Origin of the sequence: Planosporangium thailandense (genome assembly GCF_011947195.1) — a bacterium.
Taxonomy (GTDB): Bacteria; Actinomycetota; Actinomycetes; order Mycobacteriales; family Micromonosporaceae; genus Planosporangium; species Planosporangium thailandense.
Genome location: NZ_JAATVY010000006.1, coordinates 235,141 through 254,831, shown reverse-complemented (window position 1 = coordinate 254,831; position 19,691 = coordinate 235,141). Strand labels below are relative to the sequence as shown.

Annotated in this window: 20 protein-coding genes; 8 read left to right on the top strand and 12 right to left on the bottom strand. The window is 70.7% G+C overall.

Translation table 11 applies throughout. The annotated features are described in order from the left end of the window. The first annotated feature begins 8 nt into the window (after positions 1-8). The 5 genes from HC031_RS12350 (at position 9) to HC031_RS12330 (ending at position 5,415) form a co-directional block, all read left to right on the top strand. The gene (locus HC031_RS12350) at positions 9-1,454 is read left to right on the top strand and encodes a hypothetical protein (protein WP_167925374.1); all 1,446 of its coding nucleotides are present in this window, start codon (positions 9-11) and stop codon (positions 1,452-1,454) included. Positions 1,455-1,472: 18 nt separating this feature from the next. Next, positions 1,473-2,675, top strand: coding sequence for a sensor histidine kinase (locus HC031_RS12345; RefSeq protein WP_167925373.1), 1,203 nt, complete (start codon positions 1,473-1,475; stop codon positions 2,673-2,675). Beyond that, complete coding sequence (locus HC031_RS12340) at positions 2,675-3,346, top strand: response regulator (RefSeq protein WP_167925372.1); 672 nt, start codon at positions 2,675-2,677, stop codon at positions 3,344-3,346. The genes HC031_RS12345 and HC031_RS12340 overlap by 1 nt, the downstream gene beginning before the upstream one ends. A gap of 478 nt (positions 3,347-3,824) precedes the next feature. After that, complete coding sequence (locus HC031_RS12335; protein WP_205862621.1) at positions 3,825-5,060, top strand: glycoside hydrolase family 5 protein; 1,236 nt, start codon at positions 3,825-3,827, stop codon at positions 5,058-5,060. A 199-nt stretch (positions 5,061-5,259) separates the two neighbouring features. Next, entirely contained in the window at positions 5,260-5,415 is a 156-nt protein-coding gene (locus tag HC031_RS12330) for a DUF6131 family protein (RefSeq protein WP_167925370.1), read from the top strand. Positions 5,416-5,475: 60 nt separating this feature from the next. Here the strand turns inward: HC031_RS12330 and HC031_RS12325 are convergent, their stop codons facing one another. Together HC031_RS12325 and HC031_RS12320 are read right to left on the bottom strand one after the other, a co-directional pair. Further along, complete coding sequence (locus HC031_RS12325; RefSeq protein WP_167925369.1) at positions 5,476-5,988, bottom strand: hypothetical protein; 513 nt, start codon at positions 5,986-5,988, stop codon at positions 5,476-5,478. A 109-nt stretch (positions 5,989-6,097) separates the two neighbouring features. Beyond that, positions 6,098-7,327, bottom strand: a complete 1,230-nt coding sequence (locus HC031_RS12320) for a DUF4032 domain-containing protein (protein WP_167925368.1) — start codon at positions 7,325-7,327, stop codon at positions 6,098-6,100. 118 nt (positions 7,328-7,445) lie between these two features. Between HC031_RS12320 and HC031_RS12315 the strand changes: the two genes are divergently transcribed. Continuing rightward, a complete protein-coding gene (locus HC031_RS12315) occupies positions 7,446-7,934 on the top strand; it encodes a hypothetical protein (RefSeq protein WP_167925367.1) in 489 nt (162 codons plus the stop codon). Continuing rightward, entirely contained in the window at positions 7,931-9,133 is a 1,203-nt protein-coding gene (locus tag HC031_RS12310; protein ID WP_167925366.1) for an alcohol dehydrogenase catalytic domain-containing protein, read from the top strand. Before HC031_RS12315 ends, HC031_RS12310 begins: the two co-directional genes overlap by 4 nt. Here the strand turns inward: HC031_RS12310 and HC031_RS12305 are convergent. The 4 genes from HC031_RS12305 to HC031_RS12290 form a co-directional block, all read right to left on the bottom strand. Further along, a complete protein-coding gene (locus tag HC031_RS12305) occupies positions 9,120-10,388 on the bottom strand; it encodes a hydroxyacid-oxoacid transhydrogenase (protein ID WP_167925365.1) in 1,269 nt (422 codons plus the stop codon). The two genes, HC031_RS12310 and HC031_RS12305, sit on opposite strands and share 14 nt — an antisense overlap. After that, positions 10,385-10,837 carry an acyl-CoA thioesterase gene (locus tag HC031_RS12300; protein ID WP_167925364.1) on the bottom strand — a complete coding sequence of 151 codons (453 nt, stop codon included), beginning with the start codon at positions 10,835-10,837 and terminating at the stop codon, positions 10,385-10,387. The genes HC031_RS12305 and HC031_RS12300 overlap by 4 nt, the downstream gene beginning before the upstream one ends. Positions 10,838-11,158: 321 nt before the next feature. Further along, on the bottom strand, positions 11,159-11,338 hold the full coding sequence (locus HC031_RS12295) for a hypothetical protein (protein WP_167925363.1): 180 nt from the start codon (positions 11,336-11,338) through the stop codon (positions 11,159-11,161). 74 nt (positions 11,339-11,412) lie between these two features. After that, positions 11,413-12,570 (bottom strand): NsdA family TPR-like regulatory protein, encoded by a 1,158-nt coding sequence (locus HC031_RS12290; RefSeq protein WP_338090620.1) that lies wholly within the window; start codon positions 12,568-12,570, stop codon positions 11,413-11,415. Positions 12,571-12,758: 188 nt separating this feature from the next. On the opposite strand from HC031_RS12290, the gene HC031_RS12285 reads away from it, so the two are divergent. Then, positions 12,759-13,244, top strand: coding sequence for an NUDIX hydrolase (locus tag HC031_RS12285; protein ID WP_167925361.1), 486 nt, complete (start codon positions 12,759-12,761; stop codon positions 13,242-13,244). Positions 13,245-13,332: 88 nt separating this feature from the next. Here the strand turns inward: HC031_RS12285 and HC031_RS12280 are convergent, their stop codons facing one another. From HC031_RS12280 to HC031_RS12255, 6 genes are all read right to left on the bottom strand, one after another. Beyond that, positions 13,333-14,883, bottom strand: coding sequence for a deoxyguanosinetriphosphate triphosphohydrolase family protein (locus HC031_RS12280; RefSeq protein WP_167925360.1), 1,551 nt, complete (start codon positions 14,881-14,883; stop codon positions 13,333-13,335). 9 nt (positions 14,884-14,892) lie between these two features. Next, positions 14,893-15,711: an endonuclease/exonuclease/phosphatase family protein gene (locus tag HC031_RS12275; protein ID WP_167925359.1), complete on the bottom strand. Its 819-nt coding sequence runs from the start codon at positions 15,709-15,711 to the stop codon at positions 14,893-14,895. A 14-nt stretch (positions 15,712-15,725) separates the two neighbouring features. After that, positions 15,726-16,541: a chitosanase gene (locus tag HC031_RS12270; protein ID WP_338090619.1), complete on the bottom strand. Its 816-nt coding sequence runs from the start codon at positions 16,539-16,541 to the stop codon at positions 15,726-15,728. A gap of 88 nt (positions 16,542-16,629) precedes the next feature. Then, positions 16,630-17,796 carry an MBL fold metallo-hydrolase gene (locus tag HC031_RS12265; RefSeq protein ID WP_167925435.1) on the bottom strand — a complete coding sequence of 389 codons (1,167 nt, stop codon included), beginning with the start codon at positions 17,794-17,796 and terminating at the stop codon, positions 16,630-16,632. 111 nt (positions 17,797-17,907) lie between these two features. Further along, the gene (locus HC031_RS12260; RefSeq protein WP_167925358.1) at positions 17,908-19,170 is read right to left on the bottom strand and encodes a L,D-transpeptidase; all 1,263 of its coding nucleotides are present in this window, start codon (positions 19,168-19,170) and stop codon (positions 17,908-17,910) included. Between the two features lie 195 nt (positions 19,171-19,365). Continuing rightward, entirely contained in the window at positions 19,366-19,572 is a 207-nt protein-coding gene (locus tag HC031_RS12255; protein WP_167925357.1) for a hypothetical protein, read from the bottom strand. Between the last annotated feature and the right edge of the window lie 119 nt (positions 19,573-19,691).

Below are 19,691 nucleotides of genomic sequence, written 5' to 3'. Positions count from 1 at the left end.
AGGTACAGATGGCAAACGCAGTGCGTACCCGGTCGGGACAGTCGGCGCAGGAGGCGCGTGTCCGGGCCCGGCAGAACTGGAAGCGGCTGCTGATCCTCGTGGTGGCCCTGTTCCTCGTGGTCAACGTGGGCCGGTCGGTGCTGCCGTCGCTGGGCATCCGGTCCCCGGTGGGCGGCAAGCAGCCGACCCCGGGCGAGACCACCACCACCCAGGCCCAGACCACGCCCCCGGCCAACGCCGAGGTCAACGGCGTGAAGGTACTCGGCAGCGGCGCGCCGATCGTCACCGTCGACCCCGGCATCGTGCGCCCCGACATGCCGGTCACCATCGTCGGCTCGGGCTTCGACCCCGGCGCGAAGATCGACCTGGTCATGACGGCCGGCAGTGGCAAGAAGGCCAAGACCACGCCGTTGGGTACGGCGATCGGGGACCGGTACGGGTCGTTCTACACGACGATCAAGTTCCCGTCCCAGGGGCTGAACGCCGACACCTCCACCCGCGACATCACCGCCCAGCAGCGCGGCGGCAAGAAGGTCGCCAAGTCGCAGGCCCAGCTCGCCGCCGGCGCCGCCGGTGTGGCCAAGATGTCGGCGATGGTGGGCAAGCCCGGTGACGTCGTGACGCTGACGGTGTCCGGCTTCTCGCCCGGCGAGGACCTCAACGTGTACTGGGGCCGCATCAGCGGCACGCCCAACGCGGTCCTGCACACCGACGCGCACGGCGCGGTGAGCAAGGTGCCGATCAAGGTGGGTGTGTCGGCGGTCGGCACGACCAGCGTGGTCATCGTCGGCCAGAAGAGCGGTGCGGCCGCGAGCCTGCCGTTCCAGGTGCTCAAGCTCTACCCGTCGATCGCGCTCAAGCCGTACGCGATGCGGGCCATGAACCCGGTCGGCTTCAGCGGCAAGGGCTTCATGCCGGGCGAGCGGGTGCTGGTGCGGCTCAACTCGGCCGGTGGCGCGCCGATCCTGGCGCTCCAGACCGACGGCGCGGGCGCCTTCCACAGCGGCGGGTTCATCGTGCCCTACCAGCTGAAGGGAGCGCAGCGGCTGGTGTTCACCGGTGAGCTCAGCGGCGCGACGACCACGTCCAGCTTCTCCGTGCTGCCGTACATGCCGATGGTGCGGACCAGCACCTACGGCGGCTCGCCGGGGACGAGCATCAGCTTCTACGCGCAGGGGTTCGGCGCGAACGAGGCGGTGTGGGTGTACGCGGCCAAGGGCAAGGGCGCCAAGAGCCAGCTCGTGGCGGCGTTCCGGGTGGACGCCACCGGCCGCGCCCGAGCGGCGGGCCAGTACACGATCCCGGGCGACGCCGGGGACGCGGTGCTGTTTACGCTGGTGGGGCAGCGTTCCGGCGGTACCGCGACGGTCACGTTCAAGGTCGACAACTCGGCCGGCCCGGTCGACGTGCCACCCCAGCCGCCGTACAAGCTGCCCCCGGATCTGCAGAACTAGCGCGCCCGGGAGGCGCCGATGACCGAGCCGGTCGGGTACGAGGCGGCGTTCCGGGCAGCACCGCAGGCACTCCTGGTCACCGACGGGGCCGGCGTGGTCACGCTGGTCAGCGCGGAGGCGGAGCGCCTGCTGCGCCGGGACGCCGCCGATCTGGTCGGCCAGCGACTCGACCGGCTGCTGGTCGGCGACCCGACCCGCGGCTTGCGTACCGGCCCGGCGGCTGACCGGGCCGGCGGTGCCGCGGCTGACGGGGCGGGCGGTGCCGCGGCCCCGGCCGGTTCGCCGTCGGGCCCCGTGCTCGCCACCTCCGCGCTGCGGCTGCCCGACGGCCGCCAGGTGCCGGTCGACCTGCGGATGACCACGCCCGAGACGGCCGGCGCTCCGGACGACCGCCCGAACGGCGGCCGGCCCGTGATCGTGGCGATCGACGTCCACGGCGAACCGGGCCGTTCACGGGTCGCGCTCGAGGCGCGCCTGCGCCGGCTCGCCGACGCCGAGCAGGAGCAGGAGCGGCTGCTCGCCGACCTGATCCGGACGCAGGAGCGGGAGCGTGCACGGATCGCCGCCGGGGTGCACGACGACAGCCTCCAGGTGATCACCGCGTCGATGCTGCGGCTGCAGCAGCTGCGCCGCCGGCTCCAGGGCGACCCCGGCGCGCTCGAGGTGCTGTCCCGGCTGGAGGAGTCCCTGGCGCTGGCCGCCGACCGGCTGCGCCGGCTGATCTTCGACTTCCGGCCACCCGCGCTGGAACGGGTCGGGCTGCCCGCCGCGGTGCGCGACGCCCTGTCCCGGCTGCACGACGACACCGGCATCGAGGTGCGGCTGGACAACCGGCTGACCGCCGAGCCGCCGCTGCCGGCCCGCGTGCTGCTGTACCGGATCATCCAGGAGGCCCTCGCCAACGTCGGCAGGCACGCCCACGCCCAGCGGGTCGAGGTGATGTTGGACCACCGCAACGGCGGGTACGCCGCGCGGGTGAGCGACGACGGGGTGGGGCTGCCGGCCGGCGACCGCCGGCCCCGCGCGCCCGCGCCGGGGCACCTCGGGCTGGTGCTGATGCGGGAGCGGGCGACGTTCGCCGGCGGCTCGTTCCGGCTGGACAGCGCTCCCGGCGCCGGCACCACGGTCTCGGTCTGGATACCGCGCGGCGCCGACCTGGAGACCATGGCCCGACCGCCGGCGCTGCGGGGGAGCCGGCCCAGCGACGGCGCGGTCGCCTGATGACCGGGGCGCGCCCGTACCGGGTACTGATCGTCGAGGACCACCAGGTGGTCGCCGAGGGCCTCGCGGTGCTGCTGGGGGAGTACCCCGGCCTGGAGGTCGTCGGGGTGACGGGCAGTGTCGCCGAGGTACGGCGGCTGCCCGACAGCGGCCCGGTCGACGTCGCGGTGGTCGACTACTGGCTACCCGACGGCACCGGGGTCGACGCGACGCTGGCGCTGCGCGAGCGCTGGCCCGAGATAGCCGTGGTGTTCCTGAGCGCCGACGACAGTGACGAGTCGATGCTCGCGGCCCTGGAGGCGGGCGCGTCCGGCTACCTGGTCAAGAGCGCGGGCGGGGCGGACGTGGCGGCGGCGGTGCGCCGGGCGGCCGAAGGGGAGATCCTCGTGCCGGCCCGGCAGTTGGCCGGCCTGCTGGCCCGGCGCCGGGAGCAGGCGCAGCGGCAGGCCGAGCGGTCCCGCCTGCTGGAGAGCCTGACCCCGCGGGAGCGGCAGATCCTGGGGCTGATGGCCGAGGGCATGGACAACCGTGACATCGCCCGGCAGCTGGGCGTGAGCTATACGACAGTACGTAGCCATGTCCGCCATCTGTTGAGCAAACTGAGCGCGCACTCCAAATTGGAGGCTGTCGTCAAGGCCGCCGAGTGGGGCCTGCCGGAGTGCCAGCACTGACCGCCACGTGACTGTGACGACGCGTCGACCGGATGGTCGGCGCGTCGTCGTCCCGTTGCAGTAGTCCCGTTGCAGTAGTCCCGTTGGACGAGACGCCGCGGTCGCCGTTGGCGTAGGCCGGTTGGCGTAGCCGCGGTCGAGCGAATCACTCGGTAAAAGTCCGGTCATCGGTACGTTTGGCTGCCCGAGCCACGTACGTAGCGTTTGGACCTGCCCGAGAGGTTGAGCGGGACACCCCTACCCCCAGGGGCGTCGCGCGACGACCTCGGCAGGTCATCGCTGACCGGTCGAGGTGGTCGGAGGTGTCGTGTCGTCCGCGTGTCGCGGTCGGCCGGTCGCATCCTCAACCGACCCGAACCGACGACCATGGCTCGCGGGGTGCGCCGACCACCGGCGGATCCGCGGTACGTGGTGTCGCCCGACCGTTAGGACAGAGCCACGTATGGGACCTTCCTGGCTCCCCAAGACGATCGAAAGATTGACCTCCCGACTGCGCGTCCGCAAGCCGGTGCTGTACACCAGCGTGCTCGCGACGCTTCTGGCCATCGCGGCTGCTTTCTCCATTCCCACGTTCACCGCGGGTAAAACCGTGACCGGGACCGGGACCGGAGACGCGCGCCCGCAGGCAGTTGGCAATGGCATTGTGGCCCCGCTGCACGCCCAGGGCGGCAAGCTCGTCGACGCCCGTGGCAAGGTCGTCCAGCTGACCGGCATCAACTGGTTCGGTATGGAGACCGGTACGTTCGCGCCGCACGGCCTGTGGTCGCGTAACTGGCAGCAGATGCTCGACCAGATCGCCGCGCAGGGCTTCAACACCCTCCGGCTGCCGTACAGCAACGAGCTGTTCCTGCCGGGTAGCAAGCCGAACGGCATCGACTTCCACCAGAACCCGGACCTGCAGGGCCTGACCGGCCAGCAGATCATGGACAAGATCGTGAGCGGTGCGACCAGCCGCGGCATGATGGTCTTCCTGGACCAGCACCGTCCGGACCAGTACGGCCAGAGCGCGCTGTGGTACAGCGACAAGGTCAGCGAGGAGACCTGGCTCAAGGACTGGACCAACCTGGCCGCGCGGTACAAGAACAACCCGCTGGTCATCGGTGCCGACCTGCACAACGAGCCGCGCGGTGAGGCCACCTGGGGCGACGGCAACGAGAAGACGGACTGGCGGCTGGCCGCCGAGCGCGCCGGCAACGCGATCCTCAAGGTCAACCCGAACTGGCTGATCATCGTCGAGGGTGTCGAGAACTACAAGAACAAGGGCTACTGGTGGGGCGGCAACCTGCAGGGTGCCATGGAGTACCCGGTGCGGCTGTCCGACCCGTCGAAGCTGGTCTACTCGGCGCACGACTACGGCCCGGGCGTGTACAACCAGAACTGGTTCACCGACAAGGACTTCCCGAAGAACATGCCGGCGATCTGGGACCAGATGTGGGGCAACCTCGCCAAGAGCGGCAAGGCCCCGGTGATCATGGGCGAGTTCGGCGGCAAGACGGTCGACCAGAAGGAGACCGAGGGTGTCTGGCAGCACGCGCTGATCGACTACCTGAAGCAGAACGGGCTCAGCTACACCTACTGGTGCTGGAACCCGGACTCGGGCGACACCGGTGGTGTGCTGACCGAGGACTGGAACACGATCGACAAGGCCAAGATGGACATGCTGAAGAGCTACCAGGCCCCGATGGCGGCCAAGCCCGGCAACAACCCAGCTTGATTCCCTCCCCCCGATAAGGGTCCTGGGGACCGCCGGCCGGCGGTCCCCAGGACCTCACCCCGGACAGCAGCGAAGCCCCCGCAGCCGCACGGCTGCGGGGGCTTCGCCGTCGTCGGACGTCGCCATGATTGACATCGGTGGGCTTTGGGTACGAGGAGGTCGCTGTCACACCCCTCGATGCGACATCCGGGAGCGCGCGATGTTGATCTTAGGTCTCATCCTTCTGCTACTGGGGATCTTTCTGAAGGTCTCCATCCTGACGACCATCGGTGTGATCGTGCTCGTGATCGGCGCTGTGCTGTTCATCATGGGCTCGATCGGCCACCCGGTCGGCGGACGACGCCATTATTGGTAGCCGCCTGTATTCATGATCGCGGAGACTTTTCCGTGCCCCGGCACGGAAAAGTCTCCGCGATCATGTGCGCCGGCGGTACGCCAGGTAGGTCAGGCTCGCGGCGAGGGGCAGCTCGACGAGTACGGCCGACAGGATGCTGACGACGGTGTCGGCGCCTCCGGTCGTCGTCATCACGTCGAACCAGGCGTCGCAGACCAGGAGCACCGCGGTGGCGAGGGCGAGCGCCGAGAACACTTCGAGCCCCCGCCAGCCCGTCCACCCGACGGCGGCGAGGCCGACCAGCAGCATGGAGTCGAACCCGATCCACGCCGCGTCCCAGTGACCGACGAGGTACCGCGCCGGCAGCGTCTGCGCCAGCTCGAACATCCACCCGGCCAGGGCCGCGCACGCCGCGCCGACAGCGAGGACGAACATTCTGCGCTGGAACGGCGTGGGGCCCCCGCCGGTCAGGCGGGCGAGCCGGCGCGCGAGCGCGCGACGCTCCGCCACGCTCATCCGCCGGAGCTGCTCGTCGGTGATGACGACGCCACCGGACGCGGCCGTACTGCTCGGGTTCGTCACAACGGTCGTCACTGTTCCTCCTCGGCGTCACCCCGGCGGGCGCTGGCCGGCCAAGCAGTTGCCTACTGCTAACAATCGGCCGGGAGGATGAGAGTTGACCCAGAACGAGCTGTGAGCTGGCTCAAGGAACCGGATCCGCGCCCTCGTCCGGAGGGTCGAGCACGGCGCTCTCGTCCGGCCGGTGGGCGAGCACCGTACGCAGGTACGACTCCAGCGCCGCCGCCGTACCCACATCGCGGCCGGCGGCCTCCGACAGGTACCACCGGTGGTCGAGCAGCTGGTGGTACAGCTCGGCGGGTTCGAGCTTGCCGCGCAGGTCGGCCGGGATCGCCGCCACGACCGGCTCGAACGCCCTGGTCAGCCAGCGGTGCGCCACGATCTCCTCGTCGGACTCGGAGAGCTGGTGGGCGACCCGGAAGGCGTCGAGGTCGTTCAACAGCCGGCGCGCCTGGTTCTCCTCCGCGTCCAGGCCGGTCAGGCGCAGCAGCCGGCGGCTGTGGTGGCCGGCGTCGACCACCTTGGGGCGTACCACGTACCGCTCGCCACCGTCCACCAGGGACACCGCCAGTTCGGCGACGTCGAAACCGAGCTCGTTGAGCCGCCGCATCCGGTGCTCCAGCTCGTGCCGGGAGCCGCGCTCCACGACCTGCTCATGGGTCAGCTCGTGCCACAGCCGCTCGTACCGGGTCACGACCTCGTCGCACACCTGGTACGGGTCGATCGACGGATGGAGGTATCCGCCGGCCTCCAGGTCGAGCGTCTCCCCGAAGATGTTGACCCGGGCCAGCTCCAGGTCCTCCGCCCGCTGACCGGGGGACAGGCGCGGCCGCAGCACGCCGGTCTCGGCGTCGACCAGGTACGCGGCGAACGCACCCGCGTCGCGCCGGAACAGCGTGTTCGACAGCGAGCAGTCACCCCAGAAGAAGCCGTGCAGGTGCAGCCGTACCAGCAGCACCGCGAGCGCGTCGAGCAGCCGGTTGAGGGTGTCGGGCCGCAGCGTGCGCGAGAACAGCGCCCGGTAGGGCAGCGAGAACCGCAGGTGCTTGGTGACCAGGGCCGCTTCCAGCGGCTCCCCGTCGGGGGTGGTCCGGTCGGAGACGACGCCCACCGCCTCCACGGCCGGCGCGTCCAGCCGCTCCAGGGTGCGCAGCAGCTCGTACTCGCGCCCGGCCACCTGCTCGGCTATCTCCTTGACCGCGTACACGTCGTTGTCGATGCGGACGAACCGCACCACGTGCCGAGAGATACCCCGGGGGAGCGTGACGAGGTGGTCGACCGGCCACTGCTCCAGCGGGACCTCCCACGGCAGCTCCAACAGCGACGGATCGGCCATCACGGTGGTGAAGCGCATGGTTGGAGATCATGCCGGAAACGGGCTCCCGGCGGGGACCAGGTGCCGGTTTGAGCCTCGTGCTGCCGGGAAGGTCCATGCCTCGCCGGATATCCCCACCTCACGAAGCAGGTGAGCCATGAAGCGGACCACGATGGGCGCCGTCGTCGGATCGGTGGTCGCCGGAGCCGTCGCCACCCGGTTCCTGTCGGCGCGCCAGCGCAAATGGCCGATGTCCACGCGCGCGCAGGACCGCCGCAGACCGCGCTGGCACGTTGTCACGATCAACCGCCCGCCGGACGAGGTCGCACCGGGAGGCCGGCTGCCGGAGCCGATAGCGAAGCTCGGCGACGAGGTGGAGGTCCAGGTCAACCGGGCGGTCGGTGACCGGGGCACGGCGCTGGCGGCGCGGCTGCGCCGCGAGCCGTCCGGGATCACCGGTGCCGCCTCGCGGCTCGCCGGCAGCGATCCGCTCCAGGCCGTCCGGGCCGCGCTGCGCGAGTCGAAGATGCTGCTGGAGACCGGGGAGATCCTTCAGGCCGACAAGCCCGGCACGGCGAAGCACACCATCACCGGCCGGCCCCTCGACCTCGCGATCAGCCGGGCCCGAGGGGAGGGGCGGCTGTGAAGGCGCTCTGCTGGGAAGGCGTGAACGAGCTGGGGGTCGAGGAGGTACCCGATCCACAGATCCTCAACAACCAGGACATGATCATCAAGGTGCGCCTCAGCTCGGTCTGCGGGTCCGACCTGCACCTGCTGGACGGGTACATTCCCGCCATGCGCGCCGGTGACGTGATCGGCCACGAGTTCCTCGGCGAGGTCGTCGAGACCGGTCCGGAGGTCCGCCGCCATCACGTCGGCGACCGCGTGGTCGTCTGCTCGGTCATCGCCTGCGGCCGCTGCTGGTTCTGCGAGCAGGGCCTCTACTCGTGCTGCGACAACGGCAACACCAACCCCGGCATCCCGGAGATGATGTGGGGCCAGAGCCCGGCCGGCATCTTCGGGTACTCGCACGCCATGGGCGGTTTCAAGGGCAGCCACGCACAGTACGTCCGGGTGCCGTACGCCGACCGGGTCGCCTTCACCGTCCCCGAGGGCGTCGACGACGTGGATGCCCTGTTCGCGTCCGACGCCGCGCCCACCGGCTGGATGGGTGCCGACCTCGGCGAGGTCAAGGCCGGTGACGTGGTGGCGGTGTGGGGCGCCGGGGGAGTGGGCCAGATGGCCGCCCAGGCGGCGCAGGTGCTCGGCGCGTCCCGGGTGATCGTCATCGACCGGTTCGACTACCGCCTCGACATGGCCGCCCACCACCTCGGTGTGGACACGCTCAACTACGAGGAGACCGACATCGACGGCGAGCTGCGCGAGCGCACCGACGGGCGGGGCCCGGACGTCTGCATCGAGGCCGTCGGCATGGAGGCGCACAGCCCGCACACGGTGGCGTACCGCTGGGAGCAGGTCAAGCAGCAGACCCGCGTCATGGAGACCGACCGGCCGCACGCGCTGCGCCAGGCGATCATGTCCTGCCGCAAGGGCGGCATGGTGTACGTGCTGGGCGTGTTCGCGGGGTGGATCGACGACTTCCCGATGGGCGCGCTGATGAACAAGGGCCTTACGATGCGCTCGGCCCAGCAGCACGGTGAGCGGTACATCCCGATGCTGCTGGAGCGGATGTCGCGTGGCGAGTTCAAGACCGCCTACCTCATGACGCACCCGATGCCGCTGTCCGAGGGCGCGCGCGGCTACGACCTGTTCAAGCACAAGAGGGACGGCTGCGTACGGGCCGTGTTCTCGCCGAACGGGGACGGCCGGTTCACGACAAGGTGATCGAGCGTACGAAGATCTCGGCGAGGTCGTCGGGGCCCACCGGCCGGGGCGCGGTCGCCAGCAGCCGCTGCTGCTTCATCGACCCGGCGACCAGTGTGTCCACATCGGACTCCGTGTAGCCGACCTCGCCGATACCGTTCGGGATTCCGATGTCGCGCATGAGAGCGGTCAGCGCGGCCGGCAGCAGCCGTGCCGGGTCGCGGGCTGCTGCGTCGGGCGCCAGCAGCCCGGCCGCTTTCACGTGCCGGTCCGGGCACGCCGGGAAGGTGAAGCCGAACGCCGCCGGCGCGGTGAGCGCGACAGCCATCCCGTGCGGCACCAGCGGTTCGTCGTCCGGGTAACCCGCCGGACGGTACTCCCGCACGCCGCCGGCGATCGGATACGCGTTGGCGTGCGGGATGTGCACCCCGGCGTTGCCGAAGCCCATGCCGGCGAACGTGGCGGCGAGCGCCATGTCGGTCCGCGCCCGCAGGTCGTCGCCGTCGGCGACGGCGGCGCGCAGCGACCGCGCCAGCAGTTCGAGCGCCTTCTCCGACCACATGTCCGAGACCGGGTTCGCGCCGCAGTACGGCACCCGCTCTTCCGGCTTCTTGCGCGCGAAGGCGGTGTACGGCTTGGCCGTGTAGCTCTCCAGCGCGTGGCAGAGGATGTCCATGCCGCAGGCGGCGGTCACGGCGGCCGGCTGCGTCATCGTCAGCAGCGGGTCGACCACCGCGAGGGTCGGCCGCAGCCGGGCATGGCTGATGCCCGTCTTCACCTTGAGGTCGAGCACGTCGAGCACGCAGATCGTGGTGCTCTCCGAACCGGTGCCGGTCGTGGTCGGCACGGCGACCAGCGGCTTGAGCGGCTGCGACGGGGCGCGGCCGGCGCCGACCGGCGCGTTGACGTAGTCCATCAGCTCGCCGGGGTTGGTGGTCAGCAGGTTGACCGCCTTCGCGGTGTCGATGCTGGACCCGCCGCCGACGGCCACGAACGCGTCCCAGGGGCCGTTGGCCCGCGCCCAGTCGACGGCGTGGCGCAGCGAGGCGTCGGTCGGCTCGACGTGCGCCTCCGCGAAGACCTCGGCCTCGATGCCGTACCCGCGCATCGCGTCGGCCACCCGCTGCGGCGAGCCGGTGGCGGCGACGCCGGCATCGGTGACGACGAGGACCCGGCGCACCCCGTACCGGCTCAGGTCGAAGCCGATCTCGTCGGCGGCGCCGGCGCCGAACTTCAGCTCGGGCGTACCGTACGTGAACACGGTCTCGGTACTCATGCCGTCCCCTCCAGCGTTCGCAGGGCCTTGCGGATCTCGTCGGGCACTCCGACCGGGCGGCGGTCCCGGGCGTCGACGTACACGTGCACGAAGCGCCCGACCGCGGCCGGCGCTTGCGAGTGCTGCCCGAACAGCGCCAGCCGGTAGACCACGCTCGACGTGCCGAGCCGCTCCAGACCGATCCCGGCCGTGACCACTTCGGGGAAGCGCAGCTCGGCGAAGTACCGGCAGGAGGTCTCGACGACCAGGCCGATCGCCGGCAACCGCCGGATGTCGGTGCCGGTCGCCTCCATGAGCCAGCCGTTGACGGCCGTGTCGAACATCAGGTAGTGGACCACGTTGTTGACGTGACCGTAGACGTCCTCGTCCGACCAGCGGGTGGGCTGCTCGCGCAGGACGGGGAAGTCCTCGCGGCGCAACAGGCGCGGATCATCGTCGCCCTGAGTCATCCCCGCAGCCTAGACGAGTGTTGGTTGGTACCGGCCGGGCAGTTGACGGTACGTCACCTGAAGGCCACTCGCGCTGCTCCGCGCCATCATTTCGGGCTGCTTCGGAAGATGTCCGCACTCGGTAGGTCAACGGAACAGGTCGCACAGACCAGTACCCGGCCGCATTTCTTGCACCACGAAAGCGAGCGCTTGAAAGTCAGCATTCCTGCGACCCAGCCTAGGAACGCAACGCCGACCAATAGGGGAATGGCAACGTACGCCGGCAAGTGTTGACCCTCCTTGGGATAGTCCGTCAACCACTCGAGGAACCGGTCGTATAGCTCACCGGCCGACGTTGCGGGTCGAGACGTCCATCCGACGCTCGCCCTCAAGCGCCGCCCGTAGCTTGTCGCACGGGTGGTACGGGGTCCCGCAGGAACAGCCGGCGAACACCTCACAGTTGCGCCAGTACACGTCCGAACGGTGCAGAACCTTGGTTATGGCGATCTCGTCGCGATCCACGCTGGCCTCCAACCGCCGCACCCACCCCTAGCGTCCGGTGAGCGCACGGTGACGAGATAGGGGCCGCGTGTCCGCTACGTGTCCGCGGACAAGCCGAGCCGGCGGGCAGTGGTGGACACCCGAGCCGTCAGCCGAGCAGACCGCGTCGCGCGGGCGATGGCTCGAACCCGCTCCAGTACTTCCTCTGCTGTCCGCACGTCACCGAGCTGGCCATGCGCGGCGGCGAGGTGACACAGGTACACCCCGGCCCAATCGGCGCCCTGCGCATCGGCCGGCAGCCCCTCGATACCCGAGGTGAGCAGCTCCACCGCCTGGACGCTGCGGTCCGGCTGCTGCTGGCCGAGGAGGCGGTACACGACACCGCCCTCGAGCGCGAAGAACGCCGGGCTGCGGTAGTAGTGCCACGGCGGCATCACCCCGTCGTACGCAGCGGCAGCCTGCGCCAGGTCGTCGCCGGCGGCGAGGGCTTCAACCGCGTCCGTCCGGTCGCCGACCCGGGCCAATGCCCGGGCCAGCTGGTATTGGTCGTAGGCGCGTTGCCCAACGAATACGTGCGGGTCGCGGAGACTGACCCGCGTGAGGCCGATCGCCGAGCCCATCTGTCCCTGCTCCTCGGCCAGGTAGCCGCGGAACGACAGTACGGTGCCGATCATGTCCTTGTTGTAAGCCTCGGTCGCCCACTCCAGCGCCTGGCCGAGCCACGCCCGCGCGGCGGCCGGTTCGCCGGTGGCGATGTGCAGCCAGCCCAGAAACTGAGCCCACTGCCCGCTCAGGTCGACCAGCCGGAGACGTATCGGCTCGCGGGCTTCGTCGACCAGGTCGGTCAGCAGGTCCAGTTCGGCACGTACCGCCGGGAGTACGGCGGCGGCGCCGATCGAATCCTCGAGTCGGCGCTGGCCCGCGAGCAGCGTCTCCAGGGCGTCGATGGTGGCCGTGTCGGCGCGTCGCGGGCACCGCGCGACGTAGTCGAGCCGGTCTTGATCGTCTGCGGAAATCTCTGGTCCGGCCTGTACGAGCCGGTTCAGTGCACCGCCAGCCCCGAGCGCCGCGTCGAGCCGGCCAGTGATGTCCACGGTGGGCTGCGCCTGCCCGGTCTCCAGCTCGTGCACGAGGCTCTTTCCCTGGTAGACGAGCGCGGCGAGGGCTCGCAGCGACAGGCCGCGGGCTAATCGCAGGCGGCGCAGTTCCGCAGGGAAGCGCGGGTCGACAGCGGCACGGTTACGTGGCGGCACGGTGATCCCCTGGTAGAGGACAGGTGCGGGCGGACGGTCTCCCCGGCGCACCCGCCGTGGCATCCACGGTACGCGGCGATGGAGCACTGTGGAGGGATCGGCGGCAGCACCACGCCGAGGGCGGCGGATGCGACCGTAGAGTGGATGGCCGACCGTGTCGCCGCCCTCGCCCGCGCAGGAGAAGCCGCATGACCGGGATCCGCCACTTCACCGCCTCCGCGATCGTCTTCGACAATCAGGGGCGGGTGCTGCTGGTGCACCACAACAAGCTCGGCTGCTGGCTCTATCCCGGCGGTCACATCGACCCCAACGAGGACCCGGCCCAGGCTGCCCGGCGGGAAGTTCTGGAGGAGACCGGGGTGCGCACCGAAGTGGTCGGCAACGCGCTGTTCACCCATCCGGCCGTAACCACGCATGCCGCGCCGTACACGATTGTCGAGATGGACGTCGCCGACCAGAAGGTCGGGCCGCACCGTCACATCGACCTGGTCTACGTGCTGCGCGCGCTGCCCGGCGAGCTGACCGCGCAACTCGACGAGGTCGCCGGCGTGCGGTGGGTGTCGGTCGACGACGTGGTCGAACTGGACACGCCGGCGGAGCTGCCGGCGTTGGTCACCGCGGCCGCATCGTGGGCGAAAGACCACCTACGGTTTGCATCGGCCACGGACGTCTGAGCGGACCCCCGCGATGCGCACCACCGGTGACGGGGAGCGGATCTGGCGGTAACGGCATCAGGAGCCATCTCCGTGACGAACCCCGCGGTCAGAGGACGAACGAGTCGGTCCACAACTGGCGCGACCGTCCAGAAAGCGCGTCGAGCAGCGCCACCGCCTGGCCGTCGGTCAGCGACGCGACGAAGTCGATGATCGCCCGGCCGCGGGCCATCGCGGTGAGCTCGGCGCGGGTCGGGCGGGTGATCAGACCGAGCGTGGCCGGGTCGTCGACCAGCCCGGCCATCTCTGCCTCCGACAGCTCGACCAGGTCGTGGATCCGGCGCGGCAGCCGCGCCGTCTCCTCCGGATCGACCAGCCAGTCGTGCAGCGCCTCCACCAGCAGCTCGATCGACCGGGCCTGGCCGCGCTGGTGCAGGGCCAGGTCCGGCCGGGCCAGTACGAACCGGTGATGCACGAACTTCAGTACCTGGACCTCGTGCCACTGCGCCTGGCCCAGCAGCACGTGGCCGGAGCGTACCGGCGGGTCCGGCCGTACCTCGATCGCGTCGATGAGCCGGCGCGTCCAGCGTGCGGAGAAGCGCGCCACGCCCTGTTCGGCCTCGATCGACCCGTCGAACGGCGCCGCCAGCAGCCCGTCGACCAGCTCGAGCCGTACGTGCTCCACGGCCGCGCGGAACGCGTCGTCGCACGCGATCCAGCTGTCCTTGCGCCGCAGGGTGCGGCGAAGCTGCTCGACCGAGCGGCCCGGCCGCCGGGCGGTCGCGTCGACGGTCGCGTCCGGCAGCGCCCGCAGTTCGTCGGCGTCGCGCTGCCACGCCATCAGCTCGGTGGCGACCGATCCCTGCTGGAGCACGCCCACCCGGTGGAAGTCCTCCACGTCGTGGATGGCGTACGCGATGTCGTCGGCGGTGTCCATCACCGACGCCTCCACGGTCTGCTGCCAGTCGGCGAGCCGGCCCCTGAACGGCTCTCGAGCCTGTCGCAGGTCGTTCAGCTCCGTCACGTACGCGCCGAACTTGGCCGATCCCCGGGTCGGGTCACCGGGCGGGGGAGAGGCGCCGCGCGGCGGGGGATCGAGGAAGCGCACGTGCGGCTGCGGGTAGGTGTGGCGGGTCCACGGGTACTTGAGCATCGCCGCCCGGACGGCGGCTGTGAGGTCCAGGCCGATGGTCTCGCCGCGGATCTCGGTGCTGGTGACGATCCGGTACGACTGCGCGTTGCCCTCGAACCCGTCCGGCAAGGAGAACCGCTGCCGGGCGACGGTGTCGAGGATCCGCTCGCCGAGGTGGCCGAACGGGGGGTGCCCGAGGTCGTGGGCGAGCGCGGCGGCCTCGACCACGTCGGCGTCGCACCCGCCGAGCTTGCCGAGAAGGTCGCGGTACCGGGGATCGGCGGTCAGCCGTTCCGTGATGGCCCGGGCCACCTGGGCGACCTTCAGGCTGTGCGTCAGCCGGTTGTGCACCAGCAGGCCCGATCCGCCCGGGCTGATCACCTGGGTGACGCCACCGAGCCGCGCGAAGTGGGGTGAGCTGACGATGCGGTCCCGGTCGACCCGGAACGGGCTCGCGGCGAGATTGCCCGGCGCCATCGCGCCTCCGCCGAAGAGACGCCGGGCGCGCTGATCTTCCGGCACGTCCATGATCCGACCCTACCCCGGCTCGACGAGCGTGAGGTCCACGGTAGCAACGAGGGGGTAGTGGTCGGAGGCGGTCTCGCAGTCGCCGCAGTCGGCGCCGGAGACGACCCGGCACGACCGGGCCAGGCGGGCGACCGGCGGGGTACCGAGGATGTAGTCCAGCCGCATGCGGGCGAACTCCTGGCCGCCCCCGTGCGCGGTCGGCACCGTGTGGCGCTGCGCGCCCGGCCGGTCGCCGACCGCGCGGAACAGGTCGACGAAGCCGGCGTCGGCGAGTCGCCGCACCGCCCGGGTGTCGACCTCGCCGGAGCGGGTGAGGTGCCGGGACCGGTAGTGCGGCGCGAGCGTACGTAGCTGGTCGGTGTGGTCGGTCCACGGGTCGAGGGTGTTCAGGTCGCCCATGACCAGCACCATGCGCCCGGGATCGGCGCGGCTGGCGAGCCACCCGGCCTCCCACCCTCGCCGGCCACCGGAGAACGGGTACAGGTGGGTGCCGATGACCGTGAGCGGTCCGCGGTCGGTCGCCACCGTCACCTCGGCGGCGGCGTGGTGGAACGGCCGCCGGATCGAGCCGGCGGACCGCACCGCGGCCGGCTGCCGGACCAGGACGGCGACCGGCTGGCCTCCGAGCCGCGACCGGGCGAGAAAGGCACGCATCCCGGTGGCGTCGGCGACCCGACGCATCAGGCGTCCGCCGTCCCGGGGAAAGCCCGCGAGCTCCTCGAGAGCCAGCACGTCGGGCCGCTGCGCCGTGATGACCCGGATGATCGAATCAAGCCGGCCGTCCCGGCCGCCGTACTTGATGTTGTAGGTCATCACGGTCAGCGCCATAGGTGCAGTCTCGCCTACCTGGGGATCGTGTACGGGTCGCCGTAGACCTTCCACGACAGCGGCGGATCGAGGTCGAGGTTGCCGTTCCTGAGGAACACCCGCTGCTCGGTGTCGACGCGGCTGGTGTCGGAGTGGGCCTCCTCCTTCTTCATCTCCACGACGCGGGCGTCGAGGAACGCGTTCAGGTACTTCACCTCGTCGCCGCCCTGGGCGGGTGGCTTCGCCTTCTTCAGCGCGTTCGAACGGATCGCGCCGAGCCCGTCGGGGCCGTGCATGACCGCCGCGTCGTAGTAGGCGAACTGGCCGAGCGCGCGCAGGCCGTCCTTCTTCGCCTGCGACACGGCCGGGTTGAAGTACACGCGGTCGCGTTCGTCGTTCTGGGCCTGCTGGAAGGCCGGATCCTTGGCGGCGGTGACCCAGTCCCGGGTGAAGGTCGGGTCGAGCCCGGCGTGCGAGTCGGTCCCGTTGACCTTCCGCAGCGCCGGCAGGTACTTGGCCAGGACGTTGCCCGGCTTTCGGTTGGTGTACAGCTGGACGAGGTCGAGCATGTCTCCGGTGCCGGAGCAGAACCCGATGATCCCGGCGGTGTAGCCGCGCCCGTCGCCGATGTCCTCGATGTACTTGTACTGCGCCTTCCAGTCCAGTGACGAGTTCTCCGCGCTGGACACCAACTGCATCGCGATGTCCTTCTTGTGGGGGTCGGTCAGGTCGACCCCTGATTTCGCACCGCGCGCGGTGCTGGCTCCCGCCGCGTGGTTGAGCACGAGCGGGACGGCCGCCGCGAGCGCCACGACAGCGGCAATGCCGATGAACCTGCCTCGAATTCGCACGGATCGCCTCCGGTTCAGGAATTGATAGGCAACCTTCCTGTCAGATGGAGACAACCATCCACATTCTCCAATGTCAATGGGATCGACGTCAGGCGATCGGTTGCCACCAGCCGTCCACCGGCGGCGGGTCGTCGACGTCGACGCGCTCGCCGGGCCGGGGCACGGCCAGCGTGACGTCGCGGGCCTTCGCCTCGCGCCACACCCGGTCGACCGGCTCGCTCCAATCGTGGAACGCCAGGTTGAACGTGCCCCAGTGCAGCGGGATGAGCAGCCCGCCGCGCAGGTCGAGGTGGGCGGCGACGCCTTCCTCGGGCGTCATGTGGATGTCCGGCCAGGTGCTGGCGTACGCGCCGATCTGGATGAGGGTCGCGTCGAAGGGGCCGTACGCGGCCCCGATGGCGGCGTAGCCGTCGAAGTACCCGGAGTCCCCGCTGTAGAAGACCCGGCGGGTCGGTCCGGTCACCGCCCACGACGCCCACAGGGTGTTGTCCCGGGCGAACGCGCGCCCGGAGAAGTGCCGGGCGGCGGTCGCGGTCAGGCGCAGCCCGGCGACGGAGACGGACTCGTCCCAGTCCAGTTCGATGATCCGGTCCGCCGGCACCTGCCAGTGGGCGAGGTGCGCGCCGACGCCGAGAGGTACCACGAACGGCGCCGACCGGGTGCGGGTCAGCGCCCGGACGGTCGCCATGTCGAGGTGGTCGTAGTGGTCGTGGGAGATGACGATCGCGTCGACCTGCGGCAGCCGGTCCAGGGGCACCGGCGGCCGGTGCAGCCGGCGCGGCCCTACCCAGGGTGAGGGGGAGCAGCGGTCACTCCAGACCGGGTCGAACAGCACCCGCCGGCCGTCGATCTCGACCAGGGCGGAGGAGTGGCCGTACCAGGTGACGTGCAGGCCGTCGGCGGGCGGCGGGTCGTCGACGGCGGGGGCGACCAGCGGCACGGCGCCCGACGGCCGGCGCCGGTGCCGGTCGGTCAACAGGTCGCGCAGCGTCTGTGCGGCGGAGCCCGGGGGCATCACGTGGGCGGGTACCGGGTTGCGGAAGGCTCCGTCGCGGAACTGCGGCGAGCGCCGTATCCGGGCCGCCCGCTCGCCCGTCGGGGCCGCGCCGAGCGCGTCGCGGACGGTGCGCAGCGCCACGGCTGCGGTGGCGACGACGGCGGTGGTCGCCACCGCGGCGAGGATCCGGTTCCCGCGCGACGACGGGGTCGTCGCCCGTGCGTCGGGATCGCCGCACCGGCCGTCACGGCCTGTCATGCGCATCTCACGCCCACCTTCCGCCCGTCAACCTGATCGGGGTCAGTGTGCCGGGACGGGCACCGCGGCGCCACCGGCGGTCGCAGGAGGTGACCGCCGCCGCTGTCCGACTCAGGAGGCCGACGGGTTCGGCTGCGCGTCGGCGGCGTCGGTCGCCGACGGCGCGGGCGTCGCTCCGGTGGACTGACCGACGTCGGCCAGCGCGCTGCCCTTCACGTACTGGTCCCAGGGCAGGTTCCACGCCGTCCAGCCATTGCCCTGGCCGAGCGGTACCTCGGTGCCTTTGACGATGACCGGGTCGCCCACCTTCACCCAGTCGTAGATCCACTGGCCGTTGTCGGTGGAGACGTTGACGCAGCCGTGCGACACGTTGGTGTGGCCCTGCTGCGCCACCGACCACGGCGCTGCGTGGATGAACTGGCCGTCCCAGGTCAGCCGCTCGGCGTACTGGACGTCGGTGCGGTAGCCCTCGGGGGAGTTGACCGGCGTGCCGTAGGTCGACGAGTCGAACGTCGTCTTGTCGTACTTCTCCATGATCGGCATGGTGCCGTAGAAGGAGGGGTGCTGCGGGCTGCCGAGGCTGACCGCCATCGTCTTGACCACCGCGCCGTCCTGCTTGGCCGTCAGCTGCTTGGTCGCGTTGTCGACCTCGATCTGCCTCCGTACCGTGTCGATCGAGGCGTCGATCGTGATGTCCTGCTGGCCGTAGCGGCCGCCGCCGACCGGCAGGCCGCCGAGCGCGAACCGGCCGTGAATCTTGGTACTGGGCTGCCAGAAGTCCTTCGGCCGGTACTCGACCTGGGTGTTGCTGTCCCAGTGCCAGACGCCCGGCTGCGGTGGATCGCTGGTGACGAACAGCCGGCGCTCGACCGCGGCGCGGTCGGCAGGGGCCACCCCGCCCTGCTTGAACTCGACGACGATCGGCATGGCCTGCCCGTACACGGCGTTGTCGGACATGTAGAGGTGGGCGTCCATGCGGCTGGTGGGCCGCTGCATGGTGGTGAACCTGCTGGTGCCCGTGACGCTCTTGCCGCTGGTCGACGTGGCGGTGACCTTCGCCGTGTAGGTGGTGGCGTAGTCGAGGGGCTCGTCCGGTACCCAGGAGCTGGCGTCGTCGCGGAGCTTGCCGGAGATGGACTTGCCGCCCGCGTCGGCGAGCTGGACGGCGGTCAGCTTGTCGCCGGCGTCCTGGAGCCCGACCTCGGCTGAGACGGGGATGTCGGTGGCGTTGTCCGCCGGGTTGACGTGCAGGGCCGGGGTGGGCGAGGCGCTGGCGCCCGGCTTGACGAACCTGTTGGCCGTGCCGCCGCAGCCGCTGAGCGCGAGCGTCGCCGCCAGTGCCGTGAGCAGTACCGCCCGCCGTTGTCGTTTCATGATCTCCTCGTCCGCGTCTAGCCCAGCTCCTGTCTAACAGGTCAGAAGTCAAGATCTGGTGAACTGTTGGGCTTGCGACGGACGTGACACCGGGAAATGGCTGAAAGTACGGCTAGATGATCATGCGTCCGCCGTCGCCCGGGTTCGATCCGGCCGGGCGGAAGGGCACCCTGAAGGAGGGTGCCTCCTCGCCGGTCACTGGGACGGCTGCGGCACCTTGCAGTTGACCTTCGGGTTGACGCCCAGGTAGTTCAACGGCCCGGCGAGGACGGTGACCACCGTGGTGCCCGCTTTCGCGCAGTTGTCGTTGGAGCTGTTGAAATAGCCACGCTGACCCGCCGCCACGGCGCCGATGATCAGCCAGATGAGGATGATGACGCCGCCTATACCTCCCGTGCGCACGGCCGCCTCCGAGCTCGAGAAATTGGTGAGGGGCCGCCGGCGGTTGTGGGCTCCGCCGGCGGGTGGCACCGTGATACCCAGTGGCCGTCGATGTCTAAACGGCGCTCGTCGCCGGCCGG